Below are 23,581 nucleotides of genomic sequence, written 5' to 3' on the forward strand. Positions count from 1 at the left end.
GCAACAGACGTTGAGTCATTGAATCTGAATGGCCCAAACGGGTCGATTTGCGACGATCGTTCCGTCGCTACCGTGCTTGTTTTCCGTTTCTGAAGCGTCCTGCGTCCCCAGGTAGATGTCGTCCAACCGCGGTTTTGCCTCGAGGTGCGGCGGCGGCGTCCGCCGTCAGCAAGCACAAAGTTCGGCGTTGAAAGTCATCCTGGCACGGAGCAGCCCTGCGCGGTCACCGACGCGAGTTGAACAACCGTAAAAGCTCCTCGCGTAGCTCGGAGATGTCCAGCACATGCTGTGCGCGCGTCACGGCCACGTAAAGCAGGCGCATCTCGTCCTCGTCCAGCGTCAGGCGCCCGTCAACGGTCTTGAAGCGAAAATCATTGGCTACTTTCACCCGTTTCCATTCCAGTCCCTTCGCGCGGTGCACGGTCGAGATCACGTAGTCGGCGCCTGACTCGGGCGTAGCTCGCTGCGCCAGCGCCCGCAGGTAGGCGGTGCCACACTCGTCGACGATTCGCACGATCGGTAGTAGGTCGCGCCCGACCGCGCTCCGGGCAAACGATTGAGCGTCCTTCCACGTTTCGAACAGCGAAAATGCCGCTGGCCGGAAAGCTCGCTTGCCGGCCAGCAACTGATCGGCGCCGTCTGCAAACGCTACGATCTCCGTGGGACTCATCCGGATCGCGGGCTTATGACCCGCTTCGACGCCCGCGGCCAATTGCCAGATCGCCGTCACATTCTTGCGACACAAGATGGCATCGACGGGCGGTGAGATATTCGGATCTTCCACCAAGATCGAACCGATGTGGGCCTGGCCGCGAATGGGCGTGCGCTCGCCAAGCAGAGCGAGAATACGACTGGCGAGCGCCGCGAACGTTGGTCCGAAGCGGAAGGATTCGGTTAGCGCACGCTCGGGCGCGTCGATCTGTGCCATCGCATTGACCGCGCCGCGCCACTCATAGATTTGCTGGTAGGGGTCGCCGACGTAGATGATCTGCGCGTGGCGCTGGCGGCCAAGCACCGAGAGCATGACGCCATCGCTGTCCTGCGCCTCGTCGAACAGGATGAAGTCCGAATCGATACGCGGTTCTGTCTGCGCCCAGACTTTTAAATAGACGTCCGGCGTAACGGCGCTGCGCCCGCGTGGGTCAGTGCTCTCATTCCACAGGCGCACTACGCAGGGAAGCAACGATTCGCGCAGCCAGTCGGCCGCCTTGTCATGTACCTTTTCGTCGACAGGGATGTGGAAAGCCTCCGGCCGCAGCTGCGCCGAGCGGCAGAATCTGCCCAGGCCGTCGGCAACCATCCGGCCAATTTCGAACGGCGTGACTTCGACGGTTTTGCCGGTGATGGTGGGCACCTGTATCAGTCCGAGGCCATAGCGGGCAGCTAATTCGTGCGGTGGCTCGGCCGGGAGATTCACGCGCGCGGTCAGGGCGGGAGCAACGGATGCATACGCGAGCGAATGCACCGTGCGCGCGCTGACATTCGGCGGAAAGCCGCGGCGAGCGTGCCCGGCGATTTCCTTGTTGAAGGCGAGATAGCTGCCGCGGTTACCGGCGAGATGATCGGCAACCAGCCGTAGCGTCGAAGTCTTGCCCGCGCCGGCATACGCCTTAACCTTCAGGTCGCCGCCGCCAAGAACCCCATCTACGACGGCGTGCTGTTCGGCGGTAGGCTTAAACGAATGGGGCATGGCATGTGAGGCTGAGCGAGGATGCCCGTAGTGTGCCGGAAATTCGCGTATGGGCAAGCTGCGAGGCTCCGCAAGGGACGGTCGCGACCGGGATTCGACCGTCTAGCCGTCGACGGCACGGAGCCCGGTTGGGCTCTGCCGATCGCCGTCAGGCAGAGGCCGGCCATGAAGAGTCATTCGCTTGCACCGTCGCTCGGACGTTCAAGCGTCGGTTCCACTCAGGAATCGGCCATTCAATTCGCGACGGTGAAGTGTTGCTTGTCGGCCAAAGCCGTCATTCGCAGATGCGCCATGAGCGGCGAAATGGAACACCCGCTTTGGGCTGCCTCGATCTTCAGAAAATGATCGCGGTTTCGTAAAGGACAATTCAACCTCGCGAAGCGCGGCCAAAAGGATACCGCTGCGCCTGCCGTCGGGAATGCTGTCTTTGCAAAACGGCTCTGTCGATCTTGTAATTTTCGATTCACGACCGATTAATTTTCCACGCTCATCATCCGTCCAACGTGAACGCAATTGAAAATCGTCTGGAATACTGTCTTGGCAAACTGGCTCTGTCGATCTTGTAATCTTCGATTCACGACCGATTAATTTGCCAAGCTCATCATCCGTCCAACACGAACGCAACCGAAAAAGCTGACGAACGGCAACCCGTTCCTTGCGGTGGCGTTATGAACAGGAGTCAAGGGATGGATCTGGCATTGCCACTGCGCCGAGCTGGAAAGGCCGCTGGATCGTTGTAGGCGTTTTCGAGACTCTGGGATGAGGTGAACGATGCTGACTCAAAAGTACTCCTTAGTGAGTTAAGCGAACTTCGTAACGTTCATTTTTTCAAGCATGAATGCGGATCGAAATGCCGCGACGTGGGGTGCCACGTTGTGATCCGCGACATAAAAATGCCGCGGCGGTCGACGATCCTGTCACCCGCTGCGCGGCCAGCAAATAGTTTGGGATTCTATAAAATGAAATTCAATCAGTTTCTCGGTAGCACCGCAATCGCAGTAACTTGCCTCATGGGTCCGGCAGTCCACGCCGCAGAACCCGCCGTACCGGTCCAATTGATCAAGACCATCCCGCTGCCTGACGTCACTGATGGCGATTTCGATCATTTCGCCGTCGACCTCAAGCGCAACCGCCTCTACGTCTCGGTTGAAAAGCACCATTCGATCGAGGTGTTCAACCTCAAGACCGGTGAGCATCTGGCGAGCGGCGGTCCGGTCACAACGCCGCATACGCTGGCACTCAACGTCGAAAAGAACGAGCTGTTCGTGGCCGATGGCGGCGAGAACTCGGTCAAGGTCCTCGACGGCGCCGATCTGCACCTCATCAAGCGGATCGACCTGAAGGCCGTTCCGGATGCCGGCGTCTATGACCCGAAGACGGGTTACTTCTATGTCGGCAACAGCCTTGGCGAGAAGGCCGACTATTCGATGATCACTGCTATCTCGACCAGGGATGCCACTGTGAAAGGCGAGATCCGCGTCGAGGCAAACAACGTCGAATCGATGGAAATCGACCAGGCGACTAGGCGCATGTTCGTTAATCTCCGCGACAAGTCCACGGTCGGCGTCATCGATCTGAACAAGGACACCGTCGCGCGGATCTGGTCGGTGCCGGATCTCAAGCTGAATACACCGATGGCGTTCGACGCCAAGGACCACCGGCTGTTTATCGCCGGTCGCAAGCCGGGCAAGCTGTTCGTCCTCAACTCTGACACCGGTGCGACGATCGCGACCTACGACTGCGCGGACATCGGTGACGACATGACCTATGACGCGCGAACAAAGCGCATCTATGTCAGCGCAGCCGAAGGCCTGATGGCCTATCAGCAGGACGACGCCGACCATTATCATGAAATCGCTCGGGTCGATACCCATGGCGGCAAGACCTCGGTCCTCGTGCCGAGCCTGGACCAGCTTTATGTTCCGCATACCCGCACCTCGGCTCCCGATGCAGGCCTTGAAATCTACAAAGTTCAGGGCTGATTCGTAGTAACCCCTCGTCGTGTTCTGAAAACATCATTGGGCCGTGTTCACGGCGCGTGCTGTCACGCCCGACGTGGACACTACAACCCCGCATGGAGTAACGCTGTGTTCGCTGTTAGCCGTAATGCTCGACCCGGCCCCGCACCGGAGGCCGCTTTGACAAGTCATCATCCGCAAGCCGTCTCCAGGAAACGCCGAGGCGCAGGAAACCATGGATGGAGCTGCCGGAAGTCCGTGCTGTTGCTTGGCGGAGTCACCACCTCTGTGGCGCTCTTCACGCCCACGATGTCCTTTGCCGCGGGCGACGCGACCGATATCGGCACCGTGAGTGCCAGTTCTGCGCCGAATAGTCTGCTCACGCCGCCGGACCCGAATGATACGCAGAGCGCGCCCTATCAGGCGCCGACCAAAACACCGCTGACCGCAATGCAACCGACCGCGGTAATCAGCAAGCAGTATCTGGACAACAACGTCGCGCCGTCGGCTAATTACGACACGGCCATACGCATCGCTCCTAGCGTAACCAGCACCGAGCCGAATGGTCCGGGCCTTTCCGAAGGCAAGGGGCTGACGATTCGGGGCTTCCAGGACGGCCAGTTCAACGTCACCTTCGACGGCATTCCCTTCGGTGACGGCACGAATTTTGCGCATAACAGCGCCGCATGGTTCATGACGAACGATCTGGGGCAGATCTCGGTTGATCGCGGCCCGGGCACGGCATCGACCATCGGTGATGCAACGTTCGGCGGAACAGTCTCGCTGCTTTCGAAAACGCCTGACTCGCAGTTCCAGGTCACGCCGTACGGCTCAGCGGGAAGCTACAATACCTTTATGGGGGGCCTTCAGGTCGATAGCGGCCGCGTGCAGTCGCTCAATGGCGGCAGCGGCTTCATAGATGCAGAACACATCAATTCTGACGGAGCCCAGAGCAATGCCAGCGTAAGGCGCACGAACATTTTCGGGAAATGGGTGCAGCCGATCGGCAATGACACGCTGCTGACGTTTGCCGCAATGTACGACAACATCAGACTGCACACCCCGCTCGGCGCGACCAAGGCGCAAATCAGTAAGTACGGCCCAAGTTACGCGTGGTCGAACGATCCGACGAAGCAGAACTACTACGGATTCAATTACGACAACCTCAATAACGACTTTGAGTATATCGGTATCGACTCAAACCTTGGGAGTGGGTGGTCGGTCCATAACAAGGTCTACACATATGGCTATTATCGTGACAGCTTGAACGGCTCCGACCCAATGGGCACGAGCCCCAATGGCACTTTCTATAGCAAAACGAACGTCCCGGGGCAAACTTCGGCGAGCTACTATCGGGCGTTCGGTGACACGCTTAGTGTACAAAAAGATACATCGTTCGGAGCGCTCCGCGCAGGGTTCTGGGTAGAACGTCAGTCCAATGACCGGAATGCGTTCAATGTCGATCTTACCCTGAACAATGCGCCGAACCCACCCAACAACCCTAGCAAGCAAATCAGCCAGTTATATAACACCACGCTTACCACCATTCAGCCGTTTTTCGAAACCGAATGGAACGTGACAGACCGACTGAAGGTTATTGGAGGTGTCAAGGAGAGCATCTTCATCCGCGGCATCGATGCTCAGGTGAATAAGAGCAGCAAGAACGCGCTTAACTTTTCTCAGACCTACAGCTCACCGCTTCCTTCCTTGATGGCGCGCTACACCATCAGCCCGGTCTGGTCCGCTTATGCGCAGGTTGCCCGCGGGTTCCTTGCACCGCAGTCAAGCTACTTCAACGTCGTGGATCCGACGCAGAGCAAAATATCGCCGCAGACAACGTGGAACTATCAGGTCGGCACGACCTGGCAGGCGCAGCGTCTCTCCGCGTCGGTTGATGGATACTATATCGATTTCGGTAATCTCATCGGTAGCCGCACCGCCGGCAACAACACGGTATTCTTCAACCAGGGTGGCGTGAACTATCTCGGTGTAGAGGCGGAAGCGACCTACTACCTTGAAAACGGACTAAGCCTATACGGAAACGGCAGCCTCAATAGCGCGAAGAACAAGCAAACCGGTCAATGGGTTCCGAATGCGCCCAAGGCCACTGCCGCCGGCGGACTCATCTACAACGCGCACAACGTCTATGCGTCGTTGCTCGATAAGTGGGTCGGTTCCAGCTATGGCGATGTCAACCAGACCCAAGGCATCAATCCGTATAACTCGCTCGATGCGGGTTTCTCATACACGTTCAGGGATACGGGGCTTGGCCTGAAGAATGTCAAGCTGACCGTCGACCTGAACAACATACTCAACAGTCGCAGCATCACGCAGTTCAGCGGCTACACGGCGAGTGGGGACGGATTGTTCTATACCCAGTCGGGACGGAGCGTGTTTGCAACGATCAAGGTGCCCCTGATCTAGGCGCCTCGCTGCGGCGGGGACGTCGTTCCCGCGTTGCCCGATCTGCATCAATTCTATGTCGTGCTACGGCGGACAACGGTATCGCTGCCGGTCTCGATCGCTACGAGGTGAGCGAGGCCCATTAACTTAAACGTCCGCAACTCTGCATTCTAGTTTTTTTACATGAAAGGTTGTCACATGAAGAGAACACGTATTTCCGCAAGCATCGCACTCGCCGCTACGCTTCTCGTTGCAGGGTTCTCTACCGCGCAGGCGCAGACAGAGCAGGCGCAGACACTCACCTTGAAGCGCAGTGTCGTCCTGCCCGAGATCACCAAAGGCGATTTCGACCACTTCGCCGTCGATTTCCTTCACAACCGTCTCTACTCGAGCGCGCAGGGGACGCACACGATCGAAGTTTTCGATCTGTCCTCCGGAGAACATCTGCGCTCGGTGGGTGGCCTCGACAAGAACCACTCGATCTTCTTTGCGCCGAGCCAAAACGAAATCCTGATTGTCGACGGGGGAAGTGAGACTAATGCACCGGCCGTCAAGGCGATCAATGCCGACACCATGCAGGTGGAGCGCACCTATTCTGTCGGTACGGGACCGGACGCGGCATATTTCGACGAGAAGAGCCACCGCCTCTACGTCAAGAGCGGCGGCAAGGCGAATAAGCCGCAGCCCATGGCTACGTCGGTTCTGCACGTAATCGACGTCGATGCGCACAAGGAAATCGCGCACGACACAATTGACTCGGACAATATCGAGGGCATGGTGGCCGACGACCGGACCGGCACGCTCTTCATGAACCTGCGCGACAAGAAGACCGTTGCTCTGTTCGACTTGAAGACGAACAAATTCATCAAGAGCTGGGAGATCCCCGGTCTCAACCAGAATACGCCGATCGGATTGGACGCCAAGAACCACCGCCTGTTTGTGGTTGGCCGTGCGCCGGGCAAATTGTTCGTCATCAACAGTGACAACGGCCAGCTGCTCTCGACAGCGGATGTTGCCGACATCTCAGACGACATGACGTACGACCCCCACGGGGATCGGATTTTCGTCTCCGCTGACAAGGGATTCACGGTTCTGGCACGGGTGGACAAAGATCACTTCGCGCCGGTTCAAATCAATGATCAGGTCGGCGGGAAGAGTTCGGTCTACGTTCCCAAGCTGAAGCAGTTCTACATCGGCCGCACGGCGGAAGAGGGTCATCCTACGTCGCTTGACGTCTACACGGTGTCGAGCAAGAACTGATTTCTAAACTGCCACACAGGGGCCAATAAGGGGGAGTGGGCCCAACCCACTCCCTTTTTGGAATGAACCGCAACACCCGGATGGATTTCGATGCCGCCGATCGCGAGCTGTTCGTAGCGGGTCGCGATCTCGGAAAGTTCTACCCCATCGAAAATGTCGCAGACCATCTGATTTGGGACGGCGCGTCCGGGCGAGTCTTCAAGTCTGGAGACGAAGGCATCATCGTCTATAAACGCCAGCCCGACGGGACGTTTATCAAGGTCACGGATTTCTCGAGTTCGGGCAGCAAGCGCAGCCTCTATATGTCGTCTCAGCAGAAGCTGTATGCGCGCATGCCATGTGCGCTGGTTTTGTGAAGTTAAGTTTTGCCTGGGCTGAATCTTGCCCACGCTGGAGAGAGTGAAATGAGACAGTTCCCGCAACGCAAGCAGAAACAGTCTCGCATCGAGATCATCCCTATGATCGATGTGATGATGTTTCTTTTGGCCTTCTTCGTATTGATCAGTATGAATGTTCTGCCCGCGCTTGGACTGAAGGTCGCACTGCCACATTCCAAGCAGACCGAGAAAGTGGTCAACCAGAAGAAAATCACGCTGACCATCGCCGAGGATGGCAAAACCTATCTTGACGGACAACTGGTCGAGATAGCCGCTCTTGAGTCGCGGCTGCAGGGACTGGCGGGGCAGGAGCAAAAGCCGACCGTGATTATCGCAGGTGACGGCGCGTCCAAGCTGCAGAACCTGGTTGATGTGCTCGACACACTGAAGAAGGCCAATATTCCCGCGGCGTCGATCATTGCTAAGGGGCAGTGACTGTGAGTACGGTAAAGCCCTTTTCTCTACGCGCTGCAACTTTACGGCGTCGCGTTCCAGAGCGCGACCTTATGGAGTTCGTACCAACGGGCCTGGCTCTCGCAGCGACAGGCGTGCTGCTGCTGGTTGGCCTGCCACGCATGCCGGAGCCGACCCCGCCGGCGCCGCCGCCCGCACCGGCCGTTACCGTCACGCTGGCCGATAACCCGCCAGCGGCTTCGCCTGCCCCTCCACCTCCGCCGCAAGCTCAACCAGTGCCGCCGCCGGAACCTGTGGAGCCGCCGCCGCCACCGGCGACGAACGTGCCCACAATCCCCGTCCAGGCTCGGCCGCCGAAGATCGTGCGGCCGCGGCCGCACTATCACGAGGAGCCGAAGCACATCGTGGCACCTCACCCGCCGCAACCTGTGCAGCAGCCGCCCGCGCCGGCCACGCCCCAGGTGAGCCCGCCAGCACCGCCGGCAACGTCCCAGGTCAGCCCGCCAGCACCGCCCGTCGGCTCTCCAAGCGTCGAGGGCGCGTATGTAGGCCGGCTGCGCAGCTACATACGGACTCTGACCCGCTATCCAACCTCGATGGAAGCTCGAATGGAGCGTCTGCAAGGCAAGGTAATGGTGCAGTTCGTATTGAGCCGTGCCGGGGACATCAGCGACGTCACCGTGGTCGGCAGCAGCGGCTCTCCCGTACTGGACCAGACGGCGGTAAGCGAAGTTCGCGGCGGCGCCTATGGCGCGCTACCGATCCCTGCGGAGGCGTGGCCTGGTTCGCCTAGCCACACCTTCCAGGTTCAGATGACCTTTAGCGCGCCTGAATAACATGCGCTTTCTTGACCACGCGGTTACGACCGCCCAACCCGCGAGTAAAAAATGACGTTCGACAAAACTACCTTACACAATCTCAGCATCGACCTGCTCTATGCAGGGATCGTAGTTGTTACCTTCGTGATCATGGAAAGGCTTCTTTACTACATCTATCTCAGCGTGCAGTCGAAGCGGATCGCTCGAGCAATCCGCTTGACGGAACGCGATACGGCGACCTCCATCCGCGGCATCACCTCCAAGGACGTGCTGGTGCGCTCGATGGTCGAATATATCGACGTTCAAGAAGCGCCTGGCGTGCAGCGTGCCCGGGTCGAGGATGTGTCCGCGGCACTGTTCCTGCGCGTCGATACCAAGGTGAATGCGCGTCTGTGGTTGCTCGACACCATCGTGACGGCGGCGCCGCTGCTGGGTCTGCTCGGCACGATTCTTGGCATCATGGACACGTTCAACGCACTGTCCGCGGGTGGCATTTCCGATCCGGGCGCGGTCAGCCGGGGCATCGGCTCCGCGCTTTTTGCGACCGCCATCGGCATTGCAACCGCGCTATACGGACTGCTCGGTCACAACATCCTCCACCGTCGCGCTGAGGGGCTCACGGACGCCTTCAAGAGCTACCTGCTTGAGGCAACGTATTGAGAAATGCCCCAGCCGGCGAGCCCAGCCGCCAACCGGAAGGTGGCGGCCCGGGCTGTCAGGACAACTCCGGTCCCCCAAAAGCCCTCCAGTCGACACCGTCAAGTTAACGTGTTGCCGGATAGTGTCTCAGTTTGAACTCGCCTTCGCTAATCTCGTTGTGCGAGCCTTATAGGGGTCACGCGCTTTCGGCGCCCCCGGTGACTATCCGTAAAAGCAGCACTCTCAAAACCAGGAGAGCCATGAAGGGCATTCACGGAGGCGTAGCAAAAGCGGAGTTGTCGACTGAGGCCAGTCGCGCGACGCGACGTCGGGCCACGCGGGCCGAAGTAGATTCGAATCAAGCAGCCAGCGGCGTGAAGGACATGGAGGCGCCGCCTGTCACCTCGAACCGCAGGAAGCGGTCTGCGATCAAGGCTTTGCAACGCATATCCCGCGCCGAGCGCCAAGCGCGTGTGCTTGCGAAGGCGGCCGAGTACTTTTCCGAGCACGGCCTGGATGCCCAGACACGAGCGATTGCGAAGGCGTGCGGCGTCTCGCAGCGACTGCTCTATAGCTTGTTTCCGAACAAGGCGGCGCTGATCGGAGAGGTCTACAACCGTGAAATCGCTGGCATATTCAAGGCGATATGGTTCGCCAATCTCAAGGATCGAAGCATACCGCTGGAGGCGCGTCTCCTCGCTTTCTACCGCGATTATTACGAGAGCTTGCTCACGCGCCACTGGTTGAGGTTATTTCTCTATTCGTCGCTGGCCGGCTTGAGAATGGCACCGAGCTACACGGACGCAATGGTGACGCACGCTCTCGAGATTGTTGTGACCGAGGCAGCGCACGACGCGGGACGGGCCGTTCCGCCGACTATGGACGCACTCAAGGAGGTCGGCTGGCTCCTGCATGGCGCGGTATCGCACCTCGCGATCCGCCGGCGCGTCTATGCGAACGAAAACTCGACGCCAGCGGAAGAAGTGATCGCGATGACCGTTCGCGCCTTCCTCAACAGTGTTTCGACACTACTCCCACCGTTGCGGTCGGCGTGACGCCGCCGCTTCTCGCCAGGCGGCCGGCGGCAGCAATTGCGACAAGCCCCTCACCTTGTGCGGGGCCGTTGATCTATGGGTCACGCTTCTCGCGTAGAGTAATTCTCAAGACTCCGGGAGCAATCAGTTAAACGAAGCTGCCTCCATAACAATCACAAATGAGCCAGCGAACTTCGTAGCGCTCATTTGGTGCCTTCAGAGACGCGTTGCGCGTCATACCAGTGTCACGTCCAAGATGCATTCTCAATTGATCTTGTTTCCTGCCGCATAAAAGAATTGCGATCTCGCAGATTCCTTCACAGCAACCCAAGCTTACGTGCATACCATCCGTGCGTTAAGACGGGGTTTCGTAAAGACTGTTTGGCTCTCTGTAAGTGGTTTCAGCAGATCAGGCAGCAGCCAAGATCGAGGAGCTTTATGAATGTCAGCGCAATATCCAAAACGAAGCTAATATCCCTCAATGGTTTTTTTGAAACGATCTCTAAGGCGCACGACAGCCTTTCGTGTCGCAATTGCTTGTCTCTGCTTCTTCGGAATGGTCGCGGCTGGCCTCTTCAGCTATTTGTATTTTTCCATTGGAGGCTTTGCCGTCCATACGTTTGATAGAGAACTAGTTCGCGAGCAGGGCAGCGTAATGAAATTGGAGCCGGCGACGGTCAGCTCCTACTTCGACCACCACACTCGCATTGACGAGCTGGGCATGCGTCCATTTGGTCTGTTTGACAGGAGCGGGAGACTGTTAGCTGGATCGTTTCCAGATGCTATGCCAGACGTGCCAGGATACGGCCGCGTCTTCGCGCTCCGTACGGGCACGTCCTCGAATCATCGGGAATTCCGATGCATCGCTTCGACACTAGCCCTCGGTCGTCTTGGCGTGCAATGCCAGGATGTTCGAGAACTTGATGACTTCCGGGAACAGTTGCTTGGCATCCTTGTGAGTGTGGGCAGCGCTACTGTGCTAATAGGCTTCCTCACGGCGGCCTTCGCGGGTGTGTCGTCGACACGCAGGATTCGCGAGGTAACTATTACTACTCAGGCAATCGTGCAAGGAGACTTAAGCCGCCGCCTGCCAGTACATGGTTCCTTTGACGACATCAATCAGCTCAACAGCATTGTGAATTCGATGCTTGACGATATGGAGCGGCTCGTCCACGAAGTCAAGGACGTATGCAACGCCATCGCCCATGACCTTCGTACGCCACTAATGCGTCTTCTCGGAGGGCTCGAAGGATCGCTCGCCCGTGGCACATGCGCGAAGAGTTATCAGCAGGCGATCGAGGATGCGATCGAAAACACGGGCGACGTCCTTTCTCGCTTTAATGCGATCATGCGAATCGGCGAGCTTGAAGTTGCCCTACGTGAGGAAGGGTTCGAAGCAGTCGACTTGCGGGACGTGGTGCGAGAAGTCATGGAGTATTACGAGCCCGTTGCAGAGGAGCGACGGATTCATATCACAACTTCTGATTGGAATGAGGTCCTGATTTTGGGAGACACCAGTCTTCTATTCGAAGCGATTGGGAATGTGATTGAAAATGCTATCAAGTACTCTTTTGAAGGTGGCGTCGTCACAGTGCGCATATTGGATCACGGCGCAAATTTCTCGCTTGAAATTGCCGACCAGGGGCCAGGCATTCCTGTCCATGAACGAAGTCGTGTTTTCAAGCGCTTTTACCGCGCAACGCTCTCCAGGGGGGCGACAGGTACTGGGTTAGGTTTGAGCGTGACTGCCGCGATTGTCCGCATGCATAAGATGACGATCGGGATACCCGACACCGCGCAGGGATGCACTTTCGTCATCACCGGGCTCACTCTGGATTCAAAGGCTTCAAAGCAGAAAACTAACTCTTCAATACGGTCATGCACATGAGTGGTATCGAATCCGTAATAGTAAGGAATGAGGTGAGTGCTCGCGCACGCATTCTGCTGATCGAAGACGACATCAAGATCGCGGGTGAGACAACGAATGCACTGGAAAAACGTGGATTCAATGTCACTCATGCGGCTACTGGAAGTCAGGGGTTGACGCTGGCGACTACCGGAAGGTTTGACGTCATTGTCCTTGATCGGATGTTACCGGAAATCGACGGTCTCTCTCTGCTTGCGACCTTCCGCAACGTTGGCTTGGCGACACCAGTTCTGATCTTGAGCGCATTGGGCGCGGTTGACGAGCGGGTAATGGGTCTTAGAACCGGCGCCGATGATTACCTGGTCAAGCCATTTCATTTTGTCGAACTGATCGCCCGACTCGATGTTTTGCTTCGAGCCAAGGCCCCGATCGTTTGGGACCTTCAATTATCTCATGGCGACCTTAAACTGGATCCCGGATCGCCGCACATCATGCGCCGCGGGAAGACGATAGAACTTACCCAGCGTGAGAGAACTCTACTCGAGTTTCTGGTTCGATCGGCCGGGGAAGTCGTCACGCAACGCATGCTGCTTGAAGGCGTATGGAACCATAGGAATGACGCAACGCGCAACGTCATAGACATCCATATTGGCCGTCTACGTCGGAAGGTTACGCTAGATTCTACGCTGCCGCAGATCATCCATACAGCGCGTGGCGTGGGCTGGTTTTTTCGTCCAGAAGAAGAATTGTAAATACGCCGTATCGTAATGGCATGGTCCTCCCCACCCGACAGTGAGTTACGCTGGACGGGTTCATCAACCGGAGAATCAAGCGATGCAAGATGTGGCACTCATTGGAATCGATCTCGGCAAACGTTCGTTCCGCTCCACGGCCAGGACAAGTCTGGCATAGCGGCGTTTCGCAGGAAGATATCGCGCCAGCAACTGATCGCAATTCGTACGGCCTTTCGTCAATGCTAACAAGAACGATTTTGTCGACGCCGAAGCAATCTGCCAAGCCGCCTCACGACCAGCCATTCGATCTGTGACGCCAAACACGGAATCGCAGCAGACGCTGTCCGCGCTACTCCGGGTACGTGATTCACTGATTCGCGATCGCGTAGGCACAACGAACCAGATGCACATCGCGGGGACATGGAGCGCGCGGCGCCGCCGACCGCCGATGAAGTAAGAGCGTGGTTAGAACGACACGGAGCCGAGAAGAAATATTTCACGTTATCTGAGGAAGTTCGGTTCCCGCACCGGCGCATAGAAGGCTCACAAGCGTTGCAAGATCGAACTGTTGCAGCCGACGAGCGCAGTAGTTGGTACTAGGTGAAGATTTCGAGCGAGTCTTTGTCAGCCATCGATCAATCCGCTATCCGGTAGGTGTTGTAGAAAATCATGTCGTCCACGATGAAAGTGTCATCATCAAGGAAGCCCGCCAGAGTTCCGTGAGGGCTTGCTATCAAGCTCAGAGAACCTTGTTTGTCCTGTGGTTCATCCGGCCAGATGAGCTGTGCTCTGCGTTCCCCACCAGGACCACTGGGATCGAAACTCACGCCGTTTGCTTGAACGCTTTTGATCGGGCGCGCAATCCCCTTGATTTCATCAGGAAGTAGCATGTCATTAGCCTTGAGTTGAGATGAGACCAGGGTGATTGTGACTCCGATCTTCGCCCGGCGCTTAATGCCAGCCAAAGTTTTTTCCTTCTTTTTGCAGTTATTGCCAAAAAGCCTCTTTAGGAGTGTCATTTTTGTGTCCCCGGAATCGGTCGGAATCGAAAATTACAAGATCGGCAGAGCAAGTTTGCAAAGACAGCATTGCCTGACGATTTTCGGTTGCGTTCACGTTGGACGGATGATGCCCTTGGCAAATTAATCGGCCGTGAATCGGAAATTACAAGATCGACAGGCCCTTTTGTGAACGCCGCATTCCAGACGGCAGGCGCAGCGGGATTTCTGAGACCGAGCTTCGCGAGGTTGAATCGTCCTTTGCGAAACCGCGATCATTTGCTGGAGATTGAAGAGGCCCAAGCAGTCGTTTCATCTCGCTGCTTATGGCGCATCTGCGAGTGACGGCTTAGGCAGACCACCAGCCAGCTAATGCGACCGACTGAATGGCCGTTGTACATTGGAAGCGGCCGCCAGAGCCGCGCTGGGTTGAAGGACGGCAACGGGTCGCAAGTACTCGTTCGCTTTCCGCGGGACGAGTCATTCGCGACCACCGACCTGTGAATGACAGGAAAGCGCCCCATACCCGTCTGACCGGCACCGATGCTCGAATGACGGCTCAGGCAGACAAGCAACACTCTGTATCGCGAATCGAATGGCCGTTTCCAAGGTATCGACAACAGCTGGCTCAGAGTCGACTTCAACCGATCTCCCCACGCGAAACGAAAACCAACCCGGCCTCCTTCATCCCGCGCGATTATCCAGCCCCGGGTGGCTTGACCAACTGATCGGGTTTCGAATTACCGCGTGCAGCTCGCGTCCCGCAAAGGCTCACCTTGAGGACTTGAGTCAGCCATATGGATGCAACTAACAGTCTGGCTTCATCGCATCCGTATCAAAATCCAAACCCAAACCCTGCCTGCAAAGGCAGCGGGGCGGAGTTTACGCGACGGTTTATCTACGTGGCGGAAATCAGCGGCGCATCCGTCTTCCGTCTGTTCTGTAAAATTGAAGACAGGCGACAGCAGCTTAAAGGCCCCTGGTTGAACTCACGAGGTGTAAAAAATGGACATGATTGACCTGATGCCCGACGTCGCGACGGACCGATATGAAATCTCGTTTCGCCTGGCCGGGCAATGCAGTGAGGTCGCCTGTGTGATCACGCGGGAAGCGCTTGAAGCGCAATTCTGGCTGCCCGGAGACGCTGATCAGGTCCGTATGCTCAAGGCATTTGCTGAGGGACGGCGTCGCATTATCGCGGTCGCCGAACGAAAAAATCCGCCTGCGTCCGGGCAGACCGGTCAGGCTCACTACTCAGGATTTCGAGGCCGGAGGTTAGTCCTCCGGCTGCCGCCCGTCACCAGTCAATGCGGTGTTTCTCATCAGTCTCGCGGTGCCGGCGATCATCGTCCACGTGCAGATACTGACTGGTTGTCGTCAGGGACGCATGTCCGAGGTTGTCGCGCACGAGTCGCAGATCCAGTTGCTGGTCTGCCATATGTGAGCCTGCGCTGTGACGCAGCCAGTGTACCCGATGCTTGCTCGAGACGATCGGCGCGCTGCGCATGTTTTTCGCCACGCGCGCAACGCTTCATCCGTGCCGCCGAAGACGTCCTTCATGATCCGGTGCAATTCGGCGGGCGTGAGTGGCTCGAGTGACTGGCCGACCGGCAGCACGAGTGGCATGTCCTCGCCCGGAGAGGGGAGGGCCGGCAGTCCGCGTGCCAGCCGGTACCTGCCGAGTTCCGTCATCATCTCCGCGGTGGCGCGAACCAGCCGCTCCTTGCCACCTTCGCCCATCACTTCAAGCCACCAGCGATCTTTCCCGTTTTCGTCAGGACGACGGAAAAAACGTCCCATCGTGCTCGCACCCACGTCCGTAATCCGTAGACCACCAAGATAAGAGGTATGGCCGGGATTCGTTATTACCTGCAGATTAAGCTAATCGCAAGTGCTGGCCGACCCTTATTGCGTGCGTCGCTCTACCGAAAGCAACTCAGCGAATGCTTCGCCACATGGCATCGTTTCACCGAGCTCACCCAAAAATCCGTCCGGCTTTTAAGGAAGGGGCCCGTTGATCGCACTACTGCGACGCAGACACTCATGTAACAACGCCATCCCACTGCATGCATGACGGCACCGCTGAGCGCGTCACGGTCCGCTGCAGAAAATGGCCGTTAGCAAGAGGGGAACAACTTGACGAATGACAGCGCCGCTGCCGGTCTGGCGCGCGTGCGCTTCTACTGAATCGGTGGGGCCGATTACTACTACCCCATAGGCTGAGTCCGTGACGGGCCGACCATCTCCGCGTTTGAACAGTGCATCGTCGTGTTCATACCCGAGGACGGCGTAGACGGGAAAGCCAAATGCCGTCAACTTGCTGCCGTGCGCCGGTCGAAAGGCGTTGACCGAGTTTGCTTCGACGCGCATCGGATTCGGATCGATATACTGGCTCTTTAGCAGCGGGGCGATGAACGCGTGTGCGTTCGATCTACAGTCGAGTTGCGGATCGAGTGCGTGGGCGTAGGAAGAGCCCGAAGGGAGCCCCGCGGCGATTGCAGTAAGCACCGTTACCCAGGTGTAAATTGCGGAAACCTTCATCAGTCACTCCACTCAATCGAGCTTGCTCACGGTCCGGGACCAGCACGTCCTGCACCCGCTCCGGTTTCATGGCCAGCGCTCAGAAGCGGATTCCAGGTCAGCGCGAGGGCCTCCCTGGTGGCGCTCCGGCACCATGTCTTCAAGGTGACGAAGACTCCGCGCACAGGCCTCCCCGACACGGAGACCAATCGGATTCCTCATCATTCGCCAATGCCGACTCCAACGCATGAACAAAACGCTGAAACGCATCCAGGGTTCCATGGACGCTGCGGTACCCGGTGCAACCGGTCCTGCCATCGAGTACGACCAGCATTCCGGCATTCCCCGCCAGTTCCAGGATGTTCATTCCGTTCTCCTCAGATCGTCCGACTATCGACCCGTCGCTCACGCCGCAAGCCGGTAAGCGTGCATCGCGGACCTCCTGGGAACATAGGGAAGTGCCCAGCCCGGAACGGGACGATAAACATGCAGTTCCATGCGCGATAAGCGCAGTGCGCGTTGAATACCTGCTCATTGGACAGGTCCCAGGTTCGCCGTACTGCCAGGACCCTCACAACGCCCACCGCGCGCCCACTGCTCCAACACGTCCCGCACGCCGTTTCATCGCAGTCCCCTCCGAGGCAGGATCTCCTTGGCGCTCGCTATCCGCACAGTATGGCGAGCACCAGGCAGCATTTAAGGCCGGGCGATTCCAGACACCCGTAACGCGAAACCGCGGCTTGTACTAAAAATGCGAGCCGGGCCGGCCAGACTTTCCATGCTGAGGTGCCATGTCTGTCTATCCAGTTCACGGGTAGGCAAGCATCACTGGCCGTCTGGACGCGGGCGGGAACACGCGCCACGATCCATCATCGTGCCGGAAGAAGAAAATGGCCAGCGAGCCGTTCGTTCGCAACGACTCCACACGCACGCAGCGTCTGTGGCTCGAGTTTGCACGACCGTATCGGGTCAGGCGGACCGGCATGGCCGGCGTTGGCGCCAGCCATTTGTCAATCAACCATCGCAAGGACTTCTGATCGGTGTTCATCTGCTGCTCCTTCAACCCCATGGCCGTTGATCGGGCGCGCCCCTTGCCTAACGCCGTCAGGGCGCCACGCCCTCGAGGACACCGGTGTGCAAGTCGGCGGCCGATTCGTTGCTGACGTGCGATTCGTGCTGATAGATCAGGTCACGAAGTTGCGGATAGATCGCGGTGCGCCAGGCATGGCCCGAGAAAATCCCGTAGTGGCCGCAGCCGCGGGCCGTCACCCGGTGTTTGAGCAACGCGTCGAGTCCCGTGCAAAGATCGTGAGCCGCGTGGGTCTGGCCCCGCCCGCAGATGTCGTCCCGCTCACCTTCGACGGTGATCAGTGCAGTGGCCTTGATGGCGTCCGGGCGGACGTGTTCGCCGCGCACCTGCCAGGTGCCGCGCGCCAGGCAGAACTCCTGAAAGACCACCCGAACCGTTTCCAGATAGTATTCGGCCGCCATGTCGAGCACGGCGTTGTACTCGTCGTAGAAGCGGCGATGCGCGTCAGCCGCTTCGCTGTTGCCGGCTGCCACGTCGCAGTAGTAGCGCCTATGCGAATCCAGGTGGCGCTCAGGATTCATCGCCACGAAGGCCGCGTGCTGCAGGAAGCCGGGATATACCTGGCGGCCGGCACCGGGATAGTTACCCGGCACGGTCTCGGTCAGTTCGCATGCGAACCAGTCGAGCGGTTTGCTGACGGCGAATTCGTTGACGGTCGTCGGACCGCGACGCGCGTCGATCGGGCCGCCGATCAGCGTCATGCTTCTCGGCGTCGTCTCGCCATGAGTCGCCATCAGCGAAACAGCGGCGAGCACCGGCACGGTCGACTGGCAGACCGATACAACATGAACGTCCGATCCCAGGAAACGCAGAAATTCGCGCAGATACGCGACGTAGTCGTCCAGGTGAAAGGCGCCCTCGGCGAGCGGAACCGTGCGGGCATCGCGCCAGTCGGTGATGTAGACGTCGAAATCCGGCAGCATCGCCGCCACGGTGTCACGCAGCAGCGTTGCGTGATGGCCCGACAGGGGCGCGACGACCAGCGCGACGGGATGCCTGTGGGGCGTGGCGCGCTCGAAATGCAGCAGCCGGCAGAACGGCCGGTCCAGCACGACGGTTTCAGTCACCGCGACCTGCTGACCGTCGACGACGGCGTCGGTCAGGCCGAATTCCGGTTTCGGGTAGCGCTTGCAGAGCCGCGCCAACAGCTCGCAGCCGGCCACGAGCTGACAGGCGGGCAGTGCGGAAGCGGCGTTGCCGGAACCCGCAAGTAAGCTGGCGGTGGCCTGCAGCCAGGGAAGGAACGGCGCCCAGATCGCAGTTTGCAACTCGCGCAGGGGGTAGGACATCAACACGTCAGCTTCTCCTTGACTACGGCAGCCGCCTCGACGCATTCAGCAACAGACCCGCTGAAATAGGTCTTATGACCAAATACTAGTAGTCAGTAGACCAATAATCAAGACCAGTAAGGAGGGGAGAAATACCAATAAGTACGAGGATTTAGCGACGGTTCGATGGGTCAGACCCAAGCAGTTGATCATGAAGCGTGTGATGGACAGTATGTTAACTGTGTTTAATTGGTTTCTTCACCTACCATACATAGGTCGGATGACAGGAAGGGACGGCTGCTTCGGCTTCCCGGCGGCCCGCAGACACTGACTGAGGAATCCCCTCATGAGCCAGGCGCGAGCCGAGTCAGGCGCACCAGAGTCAGGCGCACCATTTCGGCGGCCGGAAGGAACTGTCCTGCGGAGATAACCCGTCATGAGGAGTTGGGCGCAGATGAAAGAAATGACGATCACATCGGCGGAAATGCTAGGCTCGAGCGCGCTAGGCGAGCCCCGGCGGCGAGGCAACAGAACAACGCGCGTGCCGGAGATCCTCGAGGTCGCGATCAGCGTTTTCGCTACCGAAGGTAACGCAGGGTTCACCCAACGCCGTGTGGCGAGCGATGCGGGTATTCGCCTGAGCACCTTGCAGCACTATTTCGGTACCCGGGAAGACCTGTTGCGAGCCACGTTGAGAGCGATGGCCAACCGCTACCTTGAGCTTTATCGAACGCTCGCCAGGGATAAGCTGCGATCGCCGGAAGCCCGCCTCGATGCGATCGTCGACGAGGCGTTTGCTGCACTGACGCGGCCTGGCACCAGCACGAGCGCCTTCGCCCTCGAATCGTGGAGTTTGGCCGAGCATGAGGAGTTTGCGCGCGATTTGACGGCGGAAATCACGGGAGAATTCCAGGAAATCTTTGCGGGTCTTGTTGCGAAAATAAACCCGGCGCTGACGTCTGGGGAATGCGCGCTCCGCGGTGCTTTGCTCGTCTCGCACTTGCAGGGCTTGGTCGTTTTTATCCGTCGAGCTGGAGATAACGCGCCTGATCTGGGCGCATTTCAGACCGCCGCAAAAGTAGTTTGGAAAGCGCTAAGCAAGGCGCAACAATAAGGCCACAGTCTTAAGTGTTCCTTCTATGGGGCAACGAAAGTCAAGCCCTTTAGCGATCCTGTTCCCGTCACCATTCTCCGCCATTTTGAGCCGATTTGAAGAAGGATCCTTGGGAGAGGGGAAGGTTGTCCACTGCCGGGCCAGCAGGTCGCCTGTCTCGACCACGACGCTCACCGGCGGTGGACAACCTTCCCCCCAACAGATACGGAGGCCACCACTCATGATGTTTCGGTATCCTTCGCATAACACGAACCTTTGACAGTACTGATGTCCGGGGTGGTTTGCCCGGGTCACCTTCTAGCCGTGTCGACACCAGGCCGGTCACCACATACCAAGTGTTGGGAGCGTCAAGCAGCACGACCGGACAAAGCCATTGTCGCCGCCCACAAATGCGCGCGAAGCGCTGGAACCACCCCAGTTACCGGCGCGGCTCATCTGGTAGACGGCTACCAGTAGGGGTAGCCCGGAACACTTACGGGCGTGCTGCTCGCGGGACGGCAGGTTAGTCGAATCATCGGGCTTCGGATTCACTCGTCGTCGCCAACAGATCGCCCATCCGAAATTTGACATAAAAGAAATTAGCATTTTATTAGTTAGTATAACTATGTATTGTGCGACATATAAAATCCCGCCTGCGGACCGGAGAAGCCTCGTCAGGAACTGCTCAGGTGGGTGAGCTGTAAGACCGCAGGTTTTTGCACAGCGATAGCGCTGATCCTGGAAAGTGCCGAATGACGTGCCCGGGGGGATGCCGCGCCTAGTGGATGTCACGCATATCCGCGATGCCGAGTTCACCGGCGAGCTGGGCGAGTCGTTTGTCCAAGGTCCAAAGTGACGCACCGGGAGTCATCAAAGTTGACGCAAGCAGCGTAAGGTCGCTGCTGCCGCAGCCTCGCCCATAAAATTGTCTTGCCTCGATAAACTCCATCACCTCAGTCCATGTCGCGTGCGTCGCATGTTGCAGCAGCCCGATGTCGTGGAGCGTACGTGCGCGGGGTGCAGGCGGAGTGCCGCAGGCGAGCTCAACAAGCACAACTGGATGGGTGAGCGCCTGATCGCTGGTGATCAGCTGGACCAGTCTCGCATTCGCGCGACGGAAATGATCGACCCACACAGATGTATCGATGAGGACGCTCATTGAGCCGCAGGCTCCGATCGGCGCCGCGGGATGTCGGGCATACCGGGCTCGGTGCCGCCCAGCGACGCCAGACGCTTACCAGCCTGAACGCGAACAAACGTCTGCATCGCCACTCGAAACAGGTCGGCCTTATCCATGTCAGGGTCGGCGAGCTCGAGAGCGCGCTCGTAAAGGTTGTCGTCGATCGTAACCGTGGTTCGCATTTGACTTCCAGTTGATGCTGAATTGCATCAATTATAGCATCAAATATTTGACGCTTCTTCCTGCACGAAAGATGGGGTAGGCCGCACGGGAGTGTCGAAGGAGCTGTGTTGCGTGCAACGCGCCGGATCCACGGCGTGCTCACTGCGTCACTGTGGCGCGACCATCCGCAACGACTCGACCAGCTGCTGCAGCGACGGGCTCCGCGGAGAAATCGCGCTTCCACGCGATCAAGTTTTCGAGAAACGTGCCGAAAAACTGCTTATCCCCAGGCTTGGCTTCGCGCTGCCAGAGATCACCGCTCACACCCAGGAATGTCATAGCTTGAACTCATACACCTACAAGCCAGTGCAGCGGCGCGAGTGTTACTCCTCGACGACGATAGGCGAACTTTCGGTTCCTGCGAGAAAATCCCTGAGTTGCTCTTCGGCGTGACGTACCGCATGCAGTGGTGCGCGGGCAAGTTGCGCGTCATACAGCGCTATCAGTTCTTCAAAGTCACCGATGACGTCCGGCGTCAGACGCCATTCGCCCGTCCCATACGCGTGCGCCAGCGCCACCTCCACAGCGCACTCGGCGACCTTGAAGTGCGCGGCGGGATGCCTTCCGTAGCCCGCGCGTTGCAAGAAATAAGCAAGATAGACGGCGCGCATCAGTTCGTTGATCAGGTGACTATTGGCCTGGCACTCACGACAAGCGACCAGCGCCAGATGCAGCCTCAGGGACTGTTCGCTAGCGGACGCACGATCCATCGGTAACAACAGCGCCTTTGTCAGCGGCCGGCGTGGCTGGCCAGTCCGAGACCGGTTTCGTTTGACGGACATCTACTCGAAGCAGGGTGGTCTGGGAAGATAGCCCGATTATAGCGAAGCTGTCTGCCGGATCAGTTTCGGTGGTCACACCACCGACTTATGCGTACAAGTATTGGAAAGGGAGTGCATCCGCAAAAAGGTTGTGAAGAGGCCGTGCTCCTGGACGTCAGTAGTTCGGCAGCAGCTCAATCAATCCTGATTTCTCGCAATCGTCCCGCGCTTCCGTAGACCGCCGTGAATCTGTCACTGTTGCGACAATCAATCCGTTACGGGCCACGCCTCTTGTCCCCCTAGGCAACCACTCCGGCCGTGTCATCGAAGAGGTGCCGGTCGGCCGGAAAGATACCGTCAGAAGGAACAAGCCGATCGACCGCCTCGGCTCGTTCCGGCCGACCGCATCAGGCAGTAGCCGGCCAACTTCCGCCGTTCGACGGGGCGATCTGCCGCCACTCCAACGGCTTAGGTATGTCGGATAGCGGCCGTTCGAGCAACCGACAGAGAACGGCCCTTGCGATGGCTGAGTCTCCGAAGTCGACAATAAGTCATGGTCCTCTTACGACGCCGCGTCTGGCTGTCTGCTCGGATGCGCGTTCTGAAAAGCCTGTAGTGCGCTGCAGGCCTCGACGATTTCCAATAAACGCGGGCATTGGGAGAGATCGACCTCGAACCGTCGCGCATTAAACAACTGAGGCACCACGCAACAGTCTGCCAGCGTGGGTCGATCGCCATGGCAGAAGCGCCCGGATGAACCCATATCCACCAATAGCGTTTCCAACGCCTCGAGTCCGGTCGTCATCCAGTGGCGCATCCAATCTAGCCGTGCCGCCTCGTCGACATGTATCTCGTGCTCCAGATATTTTAGAACCCGCGGATTGTTAAGCGGATGGATTTCACTCCCGATTGATAGCGCCAACTGCCTTACCTCTGCACGCGCAAATGGTGCGTCGGGCAACAACGGCGGGTCGGGGCGGCATTCCTCGAGGTATTCGATGATGGCCAACGATTGACGGATGGTTCGACCATCCTCGCGGTAGCTCGGCACGAAAGGATTTACCGCGCGATATTCGGGTTGATGTTGCTGTCTGCCGTCACGAAGCAAGTGGACGGGCACTGTACGGTAATCGAGACCCTTCAGGTTGAGCGCAATGCGCACCCGGTACGCCGCAGAACTGCGGAAATATGTGTAAAGGACGCGATCTGAGACCGCGGCATCCGGCTTGTTCGAAACTGTCATCGGTGGCTCCTT

General features: G+C 58.3%; 23 protein-coding genes and 4 pseudogenes. 15 read left to right on the plus strand and 12 right to left on the minus strand.

What is annotated here, in order from left to right; genetic code table 11:
- Nucleotides 1–223: 223 nt before the first annotated feature.
- Nucleotides 224–1,690 carry a 3'-5' exonuclease gene (locus tag OKW43_RS36975; RefSeq protein ID WP_429453491.1) on the minus strand — a complete coding sequence of 489 codons (1,467 nt, stop codon included), beginning with the start codon at nt 1,688–1,690 and terminating at the stop codon, nt 224–226.
- Between the two features lie 959 nt (nt 1,691–2,649).
- Between OKW43_RS36975 and OKW43_RS36980 the strand changes: the two genes are divergently transcribed.
- The 11 genes and pseudogenes from OKW43_RS36980 to OKW43_RS37030 all read left to right on the plus strand — a co-directional run.
- A complete protein-coding gene (locus OKW43_RS36980; RefSeq protein ID WP_429453493.1) occupies nt 2,650–3,672 on the plus strand; it encodes a YncE family protein in 1,023 nt (340 codons plus the stop codon).
- A 234-nt stretch (nt 3,673–3,906) separates the two neighbouring features.
- A complete protein-coding gene (locus OKW43_RS36985; protein ID WP_429453495.1) occupies nt 3,907–6,072 on the plus strand; it encodes a TonB-dependent receptor in 2,166 nt (721 codons plus the stop codon).
- Nucleotides 6,073–6,249: 177 nt separating this feature from the next.
- Complete coding sequence (locus tag OKW43_RS36990) at nt 6,250–7,311, plus strand: YncE family protein (RefSeq protein WP_429453497.1); 1,062 nt, start codon at nt 6,250–6,252, stop codon at nt 7,309–7,311.
- A 62-nt stretch (nt 7,312–7,373) separates the two neighbouring features.
- Nucleotides 7,374–7,667: a hypothetical protein gene (locus tag OKW43_RS36995; RefSeq protein ID WP_429453499.1), complete on the plus strand. Its 294-nt coding sequence runs from the start codon at nt 7,374–7,376 to the stop codon at nt 7,665–7,667.
- A 48-nt stretch (nt 7,668–7,715) separates the two neighbouring features.
- Nucleotides 7,716–8,123, plus strand: a complete 408-nt coding sequence (locus OKW43_RS37000; RefSeq protein ID WP_429453501.1) for an ExbD/TolR family protein — start codon at nt 7,716–7,718, stop codon at nt 8,121–8,123.
- Between the two features lie 140 nt (nt 8,124–8,263).
- Nucleotides 8,264–8,938, plus strand: a complete 675-nt coding sequence (locus tag OKW43_RS37005) for an energy transducer TonB (RefSeq protein WP_429454743.1) — start codon at nt 8,264–8,266, stop codon at nt 8,936–8,938.
- A gap of 51 nt (nt 8,939–8,989) precedes the next feature.
- Nucleotides 8,990–9,580 (plus strand): MotA/TolQ/ExbB proton channel family protein, encoded by a 591-nt coding sequence (locus OKW43_RS37010; RefSeq protein ID WP_429453503.1) that lies wholly within the window; start codon nt 8,990–8,992, stop codon nt 9,578–9,580.
- 239 nt (nt 9,581–9,819) lie between these two features.
- Nucleotides 9,820–10,614, plus strand: coding sequence for a TetR/AcrR family transcriptional regulator (locus OKW43_RS37015; RefSeq protein WP_429453505.1), 795 nt, complete (start codon nt 9,820–9,822; stop codon nt 10,612–10,614).
- 634 nt (nt 10,615–11,248) lie between these two features.
- Nucleotides 11,249–12,481, plus strand: a complete 1,233-nt coding sequence (locus tag OKW43_RS37020; protein ID WP_429453507.1) for a sensor histidine kinase — start codon at nt 11,249–11,251, stop codon at nt 12,479–12,481.
- Nucleotides 12,478–13,212: a response regulator transcription factor gene (locus OKW43_RS37025; RefSeq protein WP_429453509.1), complete on the plus strand. Its 735-nt coding sequence runs from the start codon at nt 12,478–12,480 to the stop codon at nt 13,210–13,212. The genes OKW43_RS37020 and OKW43_RS37025 overlap by 4 nt, the downstream gene beginning before the upstream one ends.
- Before the next feature lie 82 nt (nt 13,213–13,294).
- Nucleotides 13,295–13,603: pseudogene (locus tag OKW43_RS37030) on the plus strand (IS110 family transposase); the annotation flags it as partial.
- 226 nt (nt 13,604–13,829) lie between these two features.
- On the opposite strand, the gene OKW43_RS37035 reads toward OKW43_RS37030, so the two are convergent.
- Complete coding sequence (locus OKW43_RS37035; RefSeq protein WP_429453511.1) at nt 13,830–14,213, minus strand: hypothetical protein; 384 nt, start codon at nt 14,211–14,213, stop codon at nt 13,830–13,832.
- Between the two features lie 776 nt (nt 14,214–14,989).
- Here OKW43_RS37035 and OKW43_RS37040 point away from each other — a divergent pair.
- A complete protein-coding gene (locus tag OKW43_RS37040) occupies nt 14,990–15,211 on the plus strand; it encodes a hypothetical protein (RefSeq protein WP_429453513.1) in 222 nt (73 codons plus the stop codon).
- 4 nt (nt 15,212–15,215) lie between these two features.
- Nucleotides 15,216–15,347 (plus strand): annotated as a pseudogene (locus tag OKW43_RS37045) (DUF1488 family protein); the annotation flags it as partial.
- Nucleotides 15,348–15,489: 142 nt separating this feature from the next.
- Here the strand turns inward: OKW43_RS37045 and OKW43_RS37050 are convergent.
- A pseudogene (locus OKW43_RS37050) lies at nt 15,490–16,034 on the minus strand (tyrosine-type recombinase/integrase); the annotation flags it as partial.
- A 57-nt stretch (nt 16,035–16,091) separates the two neighbouring features.
- Here OKW43_RS37050 and OKW43_RS37055 point away from each other — a divergent pair.
- A pseudogene (locus OKW43_RS37055) lies at nt 16,092–16,194 on the plus strand (IS6 family transposase); the annotation flags it as partial.
- Between the two features lie 89 nt (nt 16,195–16,283).
- On the opposite strand, the gene OKW43_RS37060 reads toward OKW43_RS37055, so the two are convergent.
- The 4 genes from OKW43_RS37060 to OKW43_RS37075 all read right to left on the minus strand — a co-directional run bounded on the left by OKW43_RS37060 (nt 16,284) and on the right by OKW43_RS37075 (nt 19,091).
- Nucleotides 16,284–16,733, minus strand: coding sequence for a hypothetical protein (locus tag OKW43_RS37060; RefSeq protein ID WP_429453515.1), 450 nt, complete (start codon nt 16,731–16,733; stop codon nt 16,284–16,286).
- A gap of 139 nt (nt 16,734–16,872) precedes the next feature.
- A complete protein-coding gene (locus OKW43_RS37065; protein WP_429453517.1) occupies nt 16,873–17,079 on the minus strand; it encodes a hypothetical protein in 207 nt (68 codons plus the stop codon).
- Nucleotides 17,080–17,520: 441 nt separating this feature from the next.
- Nucleotides 17,521–17,760, minus strand: coding sequence for a hypothetical protein (locus OKW43_RS37070; protein ID WP_429453519.1), 240 nt, complete (start codon nt 17,758–17,760; stop codon nt 17,521–17,523).
- Nucleotides 17,761–17,816: 56 nt separating this feature from the next.
- Nucleotides 17,817–19,091 (minus strand): polyhydroxyalkanoate depolymerase, encoded by a 1,275-nt coding sequence (locus OKW43_RS37075; RefSeq protein ID WP_429454744.1) that lies wholly within the window; start codon nt 19,089–19,091, stop codon nt 17,817–17,819.
- Between the two features lie 433 nt (nt 19,092–19,524).
- On the opposite strand from OKW43_RS37075, the gene OKW43_RS37080 reads away from it, so the two are divergent.
- Nucleotides 19,525–20,184 carry a TetR/AcrR family transcriptional regulator gene (locus OKW43_RS37080; RefSeq protein ID WP_429453521.1) on the plus strand — a complete coding sequence of 220 codons (660 nt, stop codon included), beginning with the start codon at nt 19,525–19,527 and terminating at the stop codon, nt 20,182–20,184.
- A gap of 757 nt (nt 20,185–20,941) precedes the next feature.
- On the opposite strand, the gene OKW43_RS37085 is transcribed toward OKW43_RS37080, so the two are convergent.
- The 5 genes from OKW43_RS37085 to maiA form a co-directional block, all read right to left on the minus strand.
- A complete protein-coding gene (locus OKW43_RS37085) occupies nt 20,942–21,322 on the minus strand; it encodes a type II toxin-antitoxin system VapC family toxin (RefSeq protein ID WP_187637106.1) in 381 nt (126 codons plus the stop codon).
- Nucleotides 21,319–21,525 carry a type II toxin-antitoxin system VapB family antitoxin gene (locus tag OKW43_RS37090; protein WP_018420240.1) on the minus strand — a complete coding sequence of 69 codons (207 nt, stop codon included), beginning with the start codon at nt 21,523–21,525 and terminating at the stop codon, nt 21,319–21,321. The genes OKW43_RS37085 and OKW43_RS37090 overlap by 4 nt, the downstream gene beginning before the upstream one ends.
- A gap of 139 nt (nt 21,526–21,664) precedes the next feature.
- Nucleotides 21,665–21,844, minus strand: coding sequence for a hypothetical protein (locus OKW43_RS37095; protein ID WP_429453523.1), 180 nt, complete (start codon nt 21,842–21,844; stop codon nt 21,665–21,667).
- Nucleotides 21,845–21,888: 44 nt separating this feature from the next.
- A complete protein-coding gene (locus OKW43_RS37100) occupies nt 21,889–22,347 on the minus strand; it encodes a hypothetical protein (protein ID WP_239499055.1) in 459 nt (152 codons plus the stop codon).
- Nucleotides 22,348–22,888: 541 nt separating this feature from the next.
- A complete protein-coding gene (maiA, locus tag OKW43_RS37105) occupies nt 22,889–23,569 on the minus strand; it encodes a maleylacetoacetate isomerase (RefSeq protein ID WP_429453525.1) in 681 nt (226 codons plus the stop codon).
- Nucleotides 23,570–23,581: the final 12 nt, after the last annotated feature.

Origin of the sequence: Paraburkholderia sp. WC7.3g, from assembly GCF_050436345.1 — a bacterium.
Taxonomy (GTDB): domain Bacteria; phylum Pseudomonadota; class Gammaproteobacteria; order Burkholderiales; family Burkholderiaceae; genus Paraburkholderia; species Paraburkholderia podalyriae.

What these genes read in the sequence shown, in the direction of transcription:
- OKW43_RS37075 (WP_429454744.1), bottom strand. Translation starts at nt 19,091, where the DNA reads ATGTCCTACCCCCTGCGCGAGTTGCAAACTGCGATCTGGGCGCCGTTC.
- OKW43_RS37010 (WP_429453503.1), top strand. Translation starts at nt 8,990, where the DNA reads ATGACGTTCGACAAAACTACCTTACACAATCTCAGCATCGACCTGCTC.
- OKW43_RS37020 (WP_429453507.1), top strand. Translation starts at nt 11,249, where the DNA reads ATGAAATTGGAGCCGGCGACGGTCAGCTCCTACTTCGACCACCACACT.
- OKW43_RS37070 (WP_429453519.1), bottom strand. Translation starts at nt 17,760, where the DNA reads ATGAACACCGATCAGAAGTCCTTGCGATGGTTGATTGACAAATGGCTG.
- OKW43_RS37060 (WP_429453515.1), bottom strand. Translation starts at nt 16,733, where the DNA reads ATGAAGGTTTCCGCAATTTACACCTGGGTAACGGTGCTTACTGCAATC.
- OKW43_RS37040 (WP_429453513.1), top strand. Translation starts at nt 14,990, where the DNA reads ATGGATGCAACTAACAGTCTGGCTTCATCGCATCCGTATCAAAATCCA.
- OKW43_RS37085 (WP_187637106.1), bottom strand. Translation starts at nt 21,322, where the DNA reads ATGAGCGTCCTCATCGATACATCTGTGTGGGTCGATCATTTCCGTCGC.
- OKW43_RS36980 (WP_429453493.1), top strand. Translation starts at nt 2,650, where the DNA reads ATGAAATTCAATCAGTTTCTCGGTAGCACCGCAATCGCAGTAACTTGC.
- OKW43_RS37090 (WP_018420240.1), bottom strand. Translation starts at nt 21,525, where the DNA reads ATGCGAACCACGGTTACGATCGACGACAACCTTTACGAGCGCGCTCTC.
- OKW43_RS36995 (WP_429453499.1), top strand. Translation starts at nt 7,374, where the DNA reads ATGAACCGCAACACCCGGATGGATTTCGATGCCGCCGATCGCGAGCTG.
- OKW43_RS37095 (WP_429453523.1), bottom strand. Translation starts at nt 21,844, where the DNA reads ATGACATTCCTGGGTGTGAGCGGTGATCTCTGGCAGCGCGAAGCCAAG.
- OKW43_RS37080 (WP_429453521.1), top strand. Translation starts at nt 19,525, where the DNA reads ATGAAAGAAATGACGATCACATCGGCGGAAATGCTAGGCTCGAGCGCG.
- OKW43_RS37035 (WP_429453511.1), bottom strand. Translation starts at nt 14,213, where the DNA reads ATGACACTCCTAAAGAGGCTTTTTGGCAATAACTGCAAAAAGAAGGAA.
- maiA (WP_429453525.1), bottom strand. Translation starts at nt 23,569, where the DNA reads ATGACAGTTTCGAACAAGCCGGATGCCGCGGTCTCAGATCGCGTCCTT.
- OKW43_RS37025 (WP_429453509.1), top strand. Translation starts at nt 12,478, where the DNA reads ATGAGTGGTATCGAATCCGTAATAGTAAGGAATGAGGTGAGTGCTCGC.
- OKW43_RS37000 (WP_429453501.1), top strand. Translation starts at nt 7,716, where the DNA reads ATGAGACAGTTCCCGCAACGCAAGCAGAAACAGTCTCGCATCGAGATC.
- OKW43_RS37015 (WP_429453505.1), top strand. Translation starts at nt 9,820, where the DNA reads ATGAAGGGCATTCACGGAGGCGTAGCAAAAGCGGAGTTGTCGACTGAG.
- OKW43_RS37005 (WP_429454743.1), top strand. Translation starts at nt 8,264, where the DNA reads ATGCCGGAGCCGACCCCGCCGGCGCCGCCGCCCGCACCGGCCGTTACC.
- OKW43_RS37100 (WP_239499055.1), bottom strand. Translation starts at nt 22,347, where the DNA reads ATGTCCGTCAAACGAAACCGGTCTCGGACTGGCCAGCCACGCCGGCCG.
- OKW43_RS36975 (WP_429453491.1), bottom strand. Translation starts at nt 1,690, where the DNA reads ATGCCCCATTCGTTTAAGCCTACCGCCGAACAGCACGCCGTCGTAGAT.
- OKW43_RS36990 (WP_429453497.1), top strand. Translation starts at nt 6,250, where the DNA reads ATGAAGAGAACACGTATTTCCGCAAGCATCGCACTCGCCGCTACGCTT.
- OKW43_RS37065 (WP_429453517.1), bottom strand. Translation starts at nt 17,079, where the DNA reads ATGAACATCCTGGAACTGGCGGGGAATGCCGGAATGCTGGTCGTACTC.